This is a genomic window from Marinomonas epiphytica (assembly GCF_054780655.1).
The window spans coordinates 222,267-235,238 of sequence record NZ_BAAGVX010000026.1 but is presented as its reverse complement, the minus strand read 5'-3'; the positions used below and the strand labels follow the sequence as shown (position 1 = coordinate 235,238).

Sequence of the window (12,972 nt, the reverse complement as noted above, 5' to 3'; positions counted from 1 at the left end):
CAGCTACAAATGAATATTAAGCGACATTAACCATTAGAGCGGCTTAGCGCTATTTCCGCAGCCAGTTCATCAAAGCTCTTTTCAGCTTGTAGCTTCTGGAATACGGCCGCTTCATTTTTCATTGATGTGCGTAAAATATCTTGCGCAACTTGACCTGCTTGCTCAGGGTTCAGACCAACCAATACAACTAATCCACCACTAGGAGTAGGGATCTGACGAATCACTTTTGAGCCAATCAAGGTTTGGTCAGTAATCTGTTTGGTTACCACGCTATTTACACGATCAACGGTTTCAGCATCACCTGCACCGGTTGTTTCCACGTATTGTTTAACCATATTTTGCAGATCAACACTCAGCACTTGCGCTAATTCAACACGTGCCGCTGTCGCTGCCATTTGTTTCATATAATTAGGCCCGGCTGCTGACTTCTCGCTGTAGCCAACCGCTGAAAGCTCGACCCCCTCAACCGGAGCACCACATACCCACAAAGGAGCAGGTTGATTAGAGCCATCCGCAAAGACACACTCTGGAACAGCCGCAGGCTGTGGGGCAGGTGTATCAATGACTTCTTTACTACATGCAGCTAATGCTAGACCCGCTACAACAACGCTTGCAAGCTTCAATTTCATGCTATTTCCCTCTTTCAATGAGCTATCCACTCGTTTCACTTTCTACTTAGTTATTAAACAAAAAAAAGGGCGCTAACAATAGCCCCCTTTTCAAGTCTTTACTTAATGTTGGATATTACTCAGTAAAAGACGCTTTGTCTTCTTCAGTAACATCTTTCATAGATAGTTTGATACGGCCACGCGCATCAACGTCTAGCACTTTAACGACCACTTCTTGACCTTCAGAAAGGAAGTCAGCTACCGCACGAATTCTCTCTTCAGCAATTTGTGAAATGTGAACTAGGCCATCTTTGCCAGGTAGGATATTAACGAAAGCACCAAACTCTGCCAAACGTACCACTTTACCTTTATAAAGTTTGTCTACTTCTGCTTCTGCAGTGATCTCATGAATTTTTAATAATGCAGCATCTGAAGACGCTTTGTCTGCCGCATAAATACGTACAAGACCGTCATCATCAAGATCAATAGAAGCACCTGTTTCTTCGGTAATAGAGCGGATAGTTGCGCCGCCTTTACCGATAACATCACGAATCTTCTCTGGGTCAATCTTAATTGTCGCCATAGATGGCGCATTTGGAGACACTTCAGGACGAGCGTAACCAATCACTTCAGCCATTTCACGAAGAATGTGCTTACGGGCATCCATTGCTTGGCTTAGAGCGATGTCCATGATTTCTTCATTGATACCTTCGATTTTGATGTCCATTTGCAGTGCTGTGATACCTTCTTCAGTACCCGCAACTTTAAAGTCCATATCGCCAAGGTGATCTTCGTCACCCAAGATATCTGTTAATACCGCAAAACCATCGTCTTCTTTGATTAAGCCCATTGCAATACCAGCTACAGGAGCTTTCAGAGGTACACCAGCGTCCATCATAGACAAAGAGGCACCACACACAGAAGCCATAGAGCTTGAACCGTTAGATTCAGTGATCTCAGACACCACACGAATGGTGTAAGGGAATTCTTCTTCAGAAGGCAATACCGCCTGAACACCACGACGAGCCAAACGACCGTGACCGATTTCACGACGACCCACACCGCCCATGCGACCACACTCACCAACAGAGTATGGAGGGAAGTTGTAATGCAACATGAAGCTGTCTTTGCTTTCGCCAGTCAGTCCATCTGTCATTTGAGCATCACGGCTTGTACCTAGAGTACAAGTTGCAATGGCTTGCGTTTCACCACGAGTAAACAAAGAAGAACCGTGAGTTTTGCTCAACACGCCCACTTCTACGTTGATTGGACGAACAGTTTTATTATCACGACCATCGATACGAGGCTGGCCTTCAATCACACGGCGACGAACGGTACGTTTTTCTAATTTAGAGAAAACGCCAGTTACGTCTGCTTCGCTAAATTCGCCTTCTTCTGTAACTAGAGCGGCAACGGCAGCATCACGAACTTCACCAAGCTTAGCGTAACGCGCCATTTTTTCACTAATGCCATATGCTTCTTCAATTTGCGCAGCATAGCCAGTTTCAACAGCTTCGATTAGAGCAGTATTAGCCGCTTCTGCTTCCCATTCCCAACGAGGCTTACCTGTTTCTGCAGCGAACTCGTTGATGGCACTGATTGCTGCTTGCATTTCTTTGTGCGCGAATAGAACGGCACCTAGCATTTCGTCTTCAGTCAATTCTTGAGCTTCAGACTCAACCATTAATACGGCATCTTTCGTACCTGCAACCACCATGTCTAGCAATGAGCCATCTAGCTCAGAGTAAGATGGGTTCAATAGGTAGCCATTTTCGTCATTAAAGCCAACACGAGCGGCACCAATTGGACCGTTAAATGGGATACCAGAAATCGTTAGTGCTGCAGAAGTCGCAATCATGGCAGCGATGTCTGCATCCAAGTCAGTGTTGGTAGACATTACCGTACAAACAACCTGAACTTCGTTCATGAAACCATTTGGGAACAAAGGACGAATTGGACGGTCGATTAGACGAGAAGTTAATGTTTCTTTCTCTGAAGGACGCCCTTCACGCTTTAAGAAACCGCCAGGAATTTTACCAACTGCGTAAGCACGCTCTTGGTAATGAACAGACAGTGGGAAAAAGTCTTGACCAGGTTTAGCTGATTTAGCGCCAACCACAGTGGCTAATACTTGCGCATCACCAATGGTACATAGCACAGCGCCTGTTGCTTGGCGCGCAATGCGACCAGTTTCAAGAGTAACTGTATCGTTACCAAACTGGAAAGTTTTAGTCGTAATACTCACACGTATTCCTTTTATTTATAAAATTACTTTTTTCCCAAAGGCCATCTTTTTAAGCCAGTACTCATATAAATTCTCTTGTAAAAACTCATATGAAGTACAGGCTGCTCCTTGGGAAGCCAATAAAAAAAGGGCCATACTTCTAATATGGCCCCTCTTCAGTCTTAGCGACGTAGACCTAGCTTTTTGATCAAGCTAGTGTAACGTGCTGCGTCTTTACGCTTAAGGTAGTCCAACAGCTTACGACGTTGGTTTACCATGCGAATTAGACCGCGACGAGAATGGTGGTCATGGATATGAGATTTAAAGTGACCTTGTAGACCTTCGATGTTCTTAGTCAACAATGCTACTTGAACTTCAGGAGAACCAGTGTCGCCTTCCGCTACTTGAAACTCTTTAACCAACGCTGCTTTTGATTCTGCAGACAATGCCATAATCTTTATCTCCAAATAATATGCTATTAAGGGTCAAGGATAGCCGAGCATATTTTCAGTTACCCTAGGCCAGCAAGTTTAACACTTTTTTTTGCAGAACTCACTGCAAATTATGCGGCAAACTCACTGGTATTTATTAATCTTTGAGGCTTAATATTCGACTGTTTCACGTCACCTAAACCAAGAAAGCGCATGTTACTTGAATCGTATAAACGAACCAAGCCTTGAGTGAGTTCAGGTTGGGTATTCGGTACCGTTCGCCCAAACATCATATCCTTTGCTGATGCTGCGTCCAAGAACACTTTCGGAAGGTGTTCTACAGCGCTGTCCATAGGCATGAGCTTTTGGTCGAGTTCCGCTTCACCTAGCTCAGCAAGCGCTTCAAACTCTTCTAACGTCAACATATCCTGAGGATCGTAACCCGCGGTGGAAATACGATGTAGCGTTTTCAGGTGCGCTCCGCAACCCAGCTTTTCCCCAATATCTTCCCCGATAGTACGAATATAGGTGCCCTTAGAACAACGTATATCAAGGGTAATGCTGTCCGCCGTTCGCTCAACCAGTGTTAAATCAGAAATCGTCACTTGGCGGCGTTTTCGCTCAATCACTATGCCTTGCCTTGCATATTCATACAACGGCTTACCTTCATGTTTTAGCGCGGAATACATAGGAGGAATTTGTTCGATATCACCCCGAAAACGATTCAATACTTGCTCTAACTCAGAGTCCGTTAGTTCAGGGATGGCTTGGGTTGTGAGTACTTCGCCTTCTTGATCACCAGTCGTAGTGCGAACACCCAACTGAATACAGGTTAAGTACCGTTTATCGGCATCAAGCAGATACTGTGAGAACTTGGTCGCTTCACCTAGACATAATGGCAACATGCCCGTCGCTAAAGGGTCTAAAGCGCCAGTGTGGCCTGCTTTAGCCGCTCTATACAAGCGACGGACTCGCTGTAAAACCTGATTGGAACTAAGTCCAATCGGCTTATTAAGCAGAACAATACCATCAATAGGTCGCCACTTTGTTTTACCTACTGCCACCTATTATTCACCTTCTTGAGTTTGCTTAGACTGATCTCCACGAATGGCTTCATCAATCAAAGCAGACATACGCGTACCATTAACGACACTTTGATCGTAATGGAATCGTAGTGACGGCATAACTCTTAACTTCACTTCTTGAGATAAACGGCGACGCAAAAACGCTTTTGCACTGTCTAACGCTTTTTGGTTAGCAGCAAGCACTTCTGGTTGATCGTCTTTCCCAAGCACAGTGTAGTAAATGTCTGCGTAACCAAGATCCTTGGCAACACGCACTTCATTGATTGTAACTAACCCAAGTCTTGGGTCTTTTACTTCGAATTGGATAAGTTTGGCCAGCTCCTTTTGGAGCTGGTCACCAATTCGACTAGTTCGACTAAAATCGCTTGGCATATCTATTTCCTATTAAAGCGAACGAGCAACTTCAATGGTCTCGAAAACTTCGATCTTGTCGCCTACTTTAACGTCAGTGTAGTTCTTCACACCGATACCACATTCCATGCCCTTGCTAACTTCATTCACTGCATCTTTAAAGCGACGCAAGGATTCAAGTTCACCTTCGTAGATAACAATGTCATCACGTAGAACACGGATCTGCTTATTACGGTATACCGTACCCTCGATCACCATACAGCCAGCAATCAAGCCAAACTTAGGTGAACGGAAGATATCACGTACTTCTGCTGTACCTTGAATTTCTTCACGTAAATCAGGTGTCAACATACCAGACAAGGCAGATTTCACATCATCAATGATGTTGTAGATAACGCTGTAGTAACGCAGATCAACACTTTCACGTTCAATGAACTGCTTAGCAGAGCTATCAGCACGTACGTTAAAGCCGAAAATAACAGCTTCTGAAGCTAACGCAAGCGTTGCGTCAGTCTCTGTAATACCACCTACGCCACTCGATACGATGTTAACTTGAACTTCATCTGTATTCAGGTCAGTTAGAGACTTGATCAAGGCTTCCAAAGAACCACGCACGTCTGCCTTTAATACGACATTAAGAGTGCGAACTTCATCTTTACCCATTTCTGAGAATAGGTTTTCAAGCTTAGCTGAGTGTTGGCGAGCAAAACGTACTTCACGGTATTTACCTTGACGGAAGTTCGCTACCTCACGAGCTTTACGTTCGTCGGCTACTACGATGAATTCTTCACCTGCTTCAGGTGTACCATCTAAGCCAAGAATTTCTGCGGGAATAGAAGGTCCAGCGCTCTTAATAGATTTTCCGTTCTCGTCCAGCAAGGCACGTACACGACCCATTTGTAGACCCGCCAAAACGATGTCGCCTTTTTTCAGGGTACCGTTTTGAACCAATAAGGTAGCCACTGAACCACGACCTCGGTCAAGACGTGCTTCAACAACAACACCTTTAGCAGGTGCGCTAGGAACCGCATTCAACTCCAGTACTTCAGCTTGCAATAGAATTGCTTCTAGTAGCTCGTCGATACCTTCACCAGATTTCGCTGAAACACCCACAAACTGAACGTCACCGCCCCATTCTTCAGGCACAACTTCCTGCGCTACCAATTCGTTTTTAACACGATCTAGGTCAGCGGCTTCTTTATCTACCTTAGTAATAGCAACAACCATAGGCACTTCTGCTGCGCGAGCATGCTGAATCGCTTCAATAGTTTGTGGCATAACCCCATCATCAGCAGCACAAACAAGAATAACGATATCCGTTGCTTTAGCACCACGAGCACGCATAGAAGTAAAGGCAGCGTGTCCAGGTGTATCTAAGAAGCTAACCATACCGTGAGGCGTTTCTACGTGATAGGCACCAATGTGCTGGGTAATACCACCTGATTCGCCTGCTGCAACACGAGTCGTACGAATGTAGTCAAGCAATGAGGTTTTACCATGGTCAACGTGGCCCATTACAGTAACCACTGGCGCACGTTTAATCTCGTCACCTTCGTAGTCAATCGCTTCAATGATGTCGTTTTCAACAGCATTTTCGTCAATGTACTTAACTTTGTGCCCCATTTCCTCAACAACCAAGGTCGCTGTATCACGGTCAATCGTCTGATTGATGGTCGCCATTGCGCCCATACCAAACATAACCTTAACAACTTCAGCCCCTTTTACGGTCATTTTTTCAGCTAAGTCAGCTACTGTGATACTTTCTGGCAAAGCGACTTCGTGAACAATTTTAGCCGTTGGTTTTTGGAAACCATGCTCTTGTTTAGGTGCGGCTTTCTTCGCCTTACGACCTAATTTACCACCGCGGCGAGAGAACTCTTCATCGCCACTGACATTGATACGGCCACGTTTGTTATCAGAATTACGACCACGTGGTTTTGCATCACCATCTTGCTGACGAGAGCCTTTTTTACCTTTCGGGCTATGCGGCTTATTGTCAGCAGGTGCTGAAAAGTTCTTCTTCGTAGGTTTTGCTTGCTTTGGTGATTCCACGGGATTAGTAACTCCTGTATCAGCCACTTTTTGCTCTGGTTCTTTTTTCACTTCAGCGGAGGCTGCTTTTTGTTCAGCTTCTTGACGTGCTTTCTCTTCAGCTTCTGCTTTCGCTTTCGCTGCTTCTTCTTCACGTTTACGCTCAGCGTCTATTCGAGCTTGCTCTTCAGCAGCCAAACGCGCTTGTTCTTCTGCTTGACGTTTCGCCGCTAGCAGCTCTTCTTGCTTAGCATCGTCTGAATCGTCACGCTTAACGTAGGTACGCTTCTTTTTAACAGCAACATTTACCGATTTGCCACCATCTCCGCGAGATAATGTACTGGTTTTCTTACGCTGTAAAGTGATTCGTTTACCATCTTGCTCATCTTCACCGTGTTGACGCTTAAGATGATTCAACAAAACTTGTTTTTCTGTATCAGAGACCTCTTGGTCTTCACTCTTATGAGGAAGGCCAGCTTCTTTCATCTGAGTCAGTAGCTTCTCTACTGGTGTATTTACTAATTCGGATAGTATCTTTACGGTTTGAACTGTCATTAAGTTCCCCCTCTTTACTCAGATTTTATTCAGATTCAGCAAACCAAGGCGCACGAGCAGTCAAAATCAGGCTAGCTGCACGTTCCTCAGTCATTCCTTCAACTTCTAGCAATTCATCAACTGATTGCTCCGCCAAATCTTCCATTGTAATAACGCCTTTTGAAGCAAGAACCAATGCAAGGTGGTTATCCATACCTTCCATTTCAAGCAAATCAGCAGCTGGTTTTGCATCATCTAACTGTTCTTCAGCTTGTAGAGCCTTATTCAACAGAGCATCTTTAGCGCGCAGGCGTAATTCGTTGACTAAATCTTCATCAAAATCATCAATTTCTAGCATTTCTTCCATTGGCACATAAGCAACTTCCTCTAAAGAAGTAAAACCTTCTTCTGCCAACTGAATTGCTAAGTCATCATCGACCCCAAGGCTTTCAACAAACAGATCAATGATCTTTTGTGATTCCTCTTGTTGTTTGGCTTCAGCGTCTTCACTGGTCATTACATTCAGCGTCCAACCAGTTAGCGCAGAGGCTAAACGGACATTCTGGCCATTACGGCCGATCGCTTGGGCTAAGTTGTCGCTTTTCACAGCCACATCCATTGAGTGAGCATCTTCATCAATTACGATAGAATCTACTTCAGCTGGCGCCATAGCGTTTATCACTAGCTGAGCTGGGTTATCGTCCCAAAGTACGATATCCACACGCTCACCATTCATTTCATTAGAAACTGCCTGTACTCGAGCACCGCGCATTCCTACACAAGCACCGATTGGGTCAATACGGCGATCATTGGTTTTAACAGCAATCTTAGCTCGCAAACCAGGATCACGAGATGCACCGCGAATTTCGATTACTTCTTCAGAAATTTCTGGCACTTCTAAGCGGAACAATTCCACCATGAAAGCAGGATCGTTACGAGAAAGTACCAGTTGTGCACCGCGGTTATCATCACGAATTTCAGCCAATAGAGCGCGAACTCGATCATTCATACGGAAAGATTCACGAGCGATAAGCTGATCTTTTGGTAAGCTCGCTTCTGCATTTTCACCTAGGTCAATAATTAGGCTATCACGAGTTACTTTCTTAACCTGTCCGTGAACAAGCTTGCCGACTTTCTCTGCATAGCGTGCTACCACTTTTGCTTTTTCAGCTTCACGTACTTTTTGTACGATCACTTGCTTCGCTGTTTGAGCAGCAATACGTCCAAACTCTTCAGATTCAACTTCTTCTTCGTACACTTCACCAATTTCTAAGCCTAGGTTTTGCTCTACTGAATCATCAATAGTCAGCTCAGATGCTGGTTGTGAATAATCTTCGTCCGCCACTATGTTCCATTGGCGGTAAGTAACATAACTACCTGTACGCTGATCAATCGATACGCGAATTAATGCATCGTCTTCAAAACGGCGTTTAGCTGCGCTAGCTAAAGCAATTTCTACGGCTTCGAAAATCACCTGTTTCGGCACATCTTTTTCGTTAGAAACAGCTTCGACTACCAAAAGAATCTCTTTACTCATCCCTTTAGCCTCTCTTCAAGGTTAATTTTTAAAATTGTGGAACCACATTTGCCTTCTCGATTAGGTCGATAGGCAACAAATATTCTTCTTGGTCAACGCGAACCACGACATCTTCGTTTTCCACGCCAACAAGTTGACCTTTAAACTTGCGTCGGCCATCAAATGGCACTCTTAAACGCAGCGACACAATAGCGCCAACATACGCCTGGAACTGTGCCAGCTCAAACAAGGGGCGATCTAACCCTGGAGAAGATACCTCCAAGTTATATTCGCCTGTAATAGGGTCTTCTACATCTAGAATCGAGCTAACCTGGCGGCTAACTTGCGCACAATCTTCAACGTCGATGCCTTTTTCAGCATCTGTTTCAATAAAAATACGCAATACAGAATCTTTACCATGCGAGAGGTATTCCATACCCCAAAACTGAAACCCTAAGCCTTCAACGACAGGTCTTATCAACCCCTCTAACACTGAGTGCTGTGCAGACAACTTTTCTCTCCGAAAAAACTAAAACCCAGAAACAAAAAACGGGCACAAGGCCCATTTTACGCAATACAGATAACAAAAAACCCCATAAAGGGGTTTAGAGAACGCGTTTTGGGCTCTTCTCAACCTAGTCGGGAGAAACAACCCAAGAGCAATTGACCTTGCCCCAAACAATTGAGGCACATTATACACAGAGCATAATGTAAAAACAAGATTGGTGCCGATGGCCGGACTCGAACCGGCACAGCCGTAGGCCACCACCCCCTCAAGATGGCGTGTCTACCAATTCCACCACATCGGCAAAACCTTATTTGATCCTTATTCTGTCACTTACTCAGCAACCGGAATATCGGATCCATTCTCATCACCAACACTTGGCAATGTTACAGAATCTTCTACAGTTGGTACGGCAGGAACATAATCCAATGCACCCGAAACACTTTTTGCCTGTTCGCTGGCAAAATAAGCCAAACCAAAACTTGTTAGGAAAAAAGCCAATGCAAAGAATGCTGTTAGCTTACCAAAAAAGCTACCACCACCCTGACTACCAAATACTGTCTGAGAAGCACCACCAAATGCTGCTCCAGCATCCGCACCCTTGCCTTGTTGAAGCAACACCAGCGCGATGATCGCAATGGCTGCTAAAACATGAACAATTAAAATTAAGGCTTCCATCAATTAACCTGCTGCTTTTACTATCGCATTAAATTCATTTGCATCTAACGATGCACCACCAACTAAAGCACCATCGACATCAGGCATAGCAAATAATGCTGGGCTGCTTGCTGCTTTAACACTGCCGCCATACAAAATCTGTACTTTTTCGGCAACAGTTTGAGAGTATTGACTTAAAAACTCTCGGATACCTTGGTGTACTTCTTGGGCCTGCTCAGCGCTAGCTGATAAACCAGTTCCAATTGCCCATACAGGCTCATATGCCACCACGATATTTTCAAAACTTTCAATACCCACTACGTCGATAACAGCTTTCAGCTGACGCTCACATACAGCCAATGTTTGCCCTGCTTCACGCTCTTCCAATGTTTCGCCAATACATAGCATTGGAAACAAGCCATCAGCTAACAAACGCTTTGCTTTATTTGCAACAAACTCATCCGTTTCTGCATATAGAGAGCGGCGCTCTGAGTGCCCTATTAGCACATATTTTGTACCAAAGGTCTTCAACATAGAGGTTGATACTTCCCCGGTAAAGGCACCTTTTTCTTGGTCACTAACATTCTGCGCAGCCAAGCAAATGTGGCTATCATTAATTAGACCAGACACTTGCGCAAGAAAAGGATACGAAGGGGAAACAACCACTTCAGAGTTCACATCACCCATCGTCAACAAGCCTTTCACAAGATCATCAATAGACTCAACAGAGCCATTCATTTTCCAGTTACCAGCTACGATTTTTTGACGAATCATATTACAACTCCTAATTTTGAGGCGCTTATTCTAGGGAAAGCGCCTCTTGGTTTCAAGTATTTATTTTAAAATCAAGCAATAAGAGACTTATTTAGGAATAGCAGCCTTAACTTCCTCAACAAGGTAATCCACCAGTTCATCAACGGTATCGTCATCACGACCTTCCACCATCACACGAATCAGAGGCTCAGTACCTGACGCCCTTAACAAAACACGCCCCAAACCATTTAAACGCTCATTCGCAACAGCAATGGCTTTCTGCAAGGCAGGCACTTCATTTGGGACAAAACGCTCTGCCACTCGAATGTTTTTGAGCTTTTGTGGGAACTTAACCAAACCTTCCAAAAGCTCATCTAGACTCTTGTTTTCTTCTACCATGGCACTCAGCACTTGCAGAGCTGCCACAATACCGTCACCTGTAGTGGTAATAGAACGACACACAATATGACCAGAGGGCTCACCACCCAATACCCAACCATGCTGCATGAGCTTTTCATTCACGTAGCGGTCACCTACTGCAGCTCGACTAAAGCCGATACCATTTTCAGAAAATGCTAACTCCAGACCGAAATTACTCATCAGAGTGCCAACTACGCCGCCACTAAAACGACCTGTTTTCATTAGGTGGTTGGCGATAATATAGAGCACATCATCCCCATCACGAACAACGCCATTACGGTCCACCAAAATAAGGCGGTCACCGTCACCATCCAAAGCAATACCGATGTCAGCGTTCTCCGCCAAAACATTCTTTCTTAACAATTCCGGTTTGGTCGCCCCACTGGTTTCATTGATATTCAAACCATCAGGGTTAACACCAATAGCAATTACCTCCGCTCCCAGCTCACTGAAAACTCGTGGCGCCACATGATAAGTTGCCCCATCAGCACAATCGACAATAACTTTCAGGCCACTTAACTGCTGACCTATTGGGAAAGTACCTTTACAATATTCGATATAACGCCCTGCGGCATCATCCACTCGTTTAGCACGACCAATTAGATCCGAAGACACAACCTCCATGGGCTGTTCTAAATAATATTCAATGCGTTCTTCTAACTCATCGGAAATTTTTCCACCTTCCGCCGAAAAAAACTTAATACCATTATCCGTATAGGGATTATGAGACGCACTGATAACAATACCCGCACTGGCGCGAAAAGTTCTTGTTAAATAAGCAATAGCAGGGGTTGGCATTGGACCGACCAAACGTACATCCGCCCCAGCGGCCACAATGCCAGATTCAAGAGCTGACTCAAACATATAGCCAGAAATGCGCGTATCTTTACCTATTAGGATTTTCTTATCTTTTTCCTTAAATACCTGGCCCGCAGCCCAGCCTAACTTCAGCATAAACTCTGGCGTAATTGGCGCTGTACCAACCGTGCCACGAATCCCATCCGTACCAAAATATTTACGCATTAGCTTTCTCTCTCAATCCTATACATTAATTCCAGCATTTCTACATGAGGTTTAACGTCATGCACTCTAAATATTCTTGCGCCTTTCTCATAACCTGAGGCATTAGCGCCCATTGTACCGAACAAGCGACCCTCTACCTCTTTATTTAGCACATCACCTATCATGGTTTTACGAGACACACCCAATAAAACTTCAAACCCCATCTGGCAAAAATGATCAAGGTGCTTAATGAGGCTTAGATTATGAGCGAGACTCTTACCAAAGCCGATACCGGGATCCAAAAGAATATGACTGCGAGCAATACCTATGGCTTCACACTTTGCCACCCGCTCGGCAAGGTACTCTGACACTTCCGCAACTACTTGCTGATACACAGGTTTATCTTGCATAGTGCTGGGAGCACCTTTCATATGCATTAAACAAACAGGAAGCTGACTTTTAGCCGCTGCTTCTAAAGCCCCTTCTCGCTCCAAAGCTCGCACATCATTAATTAATCCAGCACCCAACAATGCCGACTGACTGATCACCTCAGCAGAGCTGGTATCGACTGAGACGATGACATCAAGGCGCTGTTTTATCGCCTCAACAACAGGCAGAACTCGGTCCATTTCTTCTTGCAGGCTAACAGGAGCAGCCCCAGGTCGAGTTGATTCGCCGCCCACATCGATAATACTCGCGCCGTCATCAAGCATCTTTTGAGCTTGTGTTAAAGCATTATCTAAAGATGAGAAAGAGCCACCATCAGAGAAGGAATCAGGAGTAACATTGAGAATCCCCATAACTTGGGGGCGGGATAAATCGAGTGACTTATCCCCGAAGGTCATGATTGACATA

At 44.8% G+C, this 12,972-nt stretch carries 12 protein-coding genes and 1 tRNA gene; all 13 read right to left on the bottom strand.

Annotated features, from left to right (window positions below; genetic code table 11):
- Positions 1-26 precede the first annotated feature (26 nt).
- Positions 27-629 carry an LPP20 family lipoprotein gene (locus ACYVGZ_RS06185; RefSeq protein WP_460752712.1) on the bottom strand — a complete coding sequence of 201 codons (603 nt, stop codon included), beginning with the start codon at positions 627-629 and terminating at the stop codon, positions 27-29.
- A 115-nt stretch (positions 630-744) separates the two neighbouring features.
- Positions 745-2,853 (bottom strand): polyribonucleotide nucleotidyltransferase, encoded by a 2,109-nt coding sequence (gene pnp / locus ACYVGZ_RS06180; protein ID WP_460752710.1) that lies wholly within the window; start codon positions 2,851-2,853, stop codon positions 745-747.
- Between the two features lie 161 nt (positions 2,854-3,014).
- The gene (gene rpsO / locus ACYVGZ_RS06175; protein WP_460752707.1) at positions 3,015-3,284 is read right to left on the bottom strand and encodes a 30S ribosomal protein S15; all 270 of its coding nucleotides are present in this window, start codon (positions 3,282-3,284) and stop codon (positions 3,015-3,017) included.
- A gap of 110 nt (positions 3,285-3,394) precedes the next feature.
- Positions 3,395-4,327, bottom strand: coding sequence for a tRNA pseudouridine(55) synthase TruB (truB, locus tag ACYVGZ_RS06170; RefSeq protein ID WP_460752705.1), 933 nt, complete (start codon positions 4,325-4,327; stop codon positions 3,395-3,397).
- A gap of 3 nt (positions 4,328-4,330) precedes the next feature.
- Positions 4,331-4,720: a 30S ribosome-binding factor RbfA gene (gene rbfA, locus ACYVGZ_RS06165; protein ID WP_460752702.1), complete on the bottom strand. Its 390-nt coding sequence runs from the start codon at positions 4,718-4,720 to the stop codon at positions 4,331-4,333.
- A 12-nt stretch (positions 4,721-4,732) separates the two neighbouring features.
- Positions 4,733-7,285, bottom strand: a complete 2,553-nt coding sequence (infB, locus tag ACYVGZ_RS06160) for a translation initiation factor IF-2 (protein ID WP_460752699.1) — start codon at positions 7,283-7,285, stop codon at positions 4,733-4,735.
- A gap of 25 nt (positions 7,286-7,310) precedes the next feature.
- Positions 7,311-8,801, bottom strand: a complete 1,491-nt coding sequence (gene nusA, locus ACYVGZ_RS06155; RefSeq protein WP_460752697.1) for a transcription termination factor NusA — start codon at positions 8,799-8,801, stop codon at positions 7,311-7,313.
- Positions 8,802-8,829: 28 nt separating this feature from the next.
- Positions 8,830-9,291: a ribosome maturation factor RimP gene (gene rimP / locus ACYVGZ_RS06150; RefSeq protein WP_460752694.1), complete on the bottom strand. Its 462-nt coding sequence runs from the start codon at positions 9,289-9,291 to the stop codon at positions 8,830-8,832.
- A 212-nt stretch (positions 9,292-9,503) separates the two neighbouring features.
- Positions 9,504-9,589, bottom strand: a tRNA-Leu gene (locus ACYVGZ_RS06145).
- 29 nt (positions 9,590-9,618) lie between these two features.
- Positions 9,619-9,963, bottom strand: coding sequence for a preprotein translocase subunit SecG (gene secG, locus ACYVGZ_RS06140; RefSeq protein ID WP_460752691.1), 345 nt, complete (start codon positions 9,961-9,963; stop codon positions 9,619-9,621).
- Positions 9,964-9,966: 3 nt separating this feature from the next.
- On the bottom strand, positions 9,967-10,716 hold the full coding sequence (gene tpiA / locus ACYVGZ_RS06135) for a triose-phosphate isomerase (protein WP_460752688.1): 750 nt from the start codon (positions 10,714-10,716) through the stop codon (positions 9,967-9,969).
- 87 nt (positions 10,717-10,803) lie between these two features.
- The gene (glmM, locus tag ACYVGZ_RS06130; RefSeq protein ID WP_460752686.1) at positions 10,804-12,138 is read right to left on the bottom strand and encodes a phosphoglucosamine mutase; all 1,335 of its coding nucleotides are present in this window, start codon (positions 12,136-12,138) and stop codon (positions 10,804-10,806) included.
- Positions 12,138-12,971: a dihydropteroate synthase gene (gene folP / locus ACYVGZ_RS06125; protein ID WP_460752683.1), complete on the bottom strand. Its 834-nt coding sequence runs from the start codon at positions 12,969-12,971 to the stop codon at positions 12,138-12,140. Before folP ends, glmM begins: the two co-directional genes overlap by 1 nt.
- Between the last annotated feature and the right edge of the window lies 1 nt (position 12,972).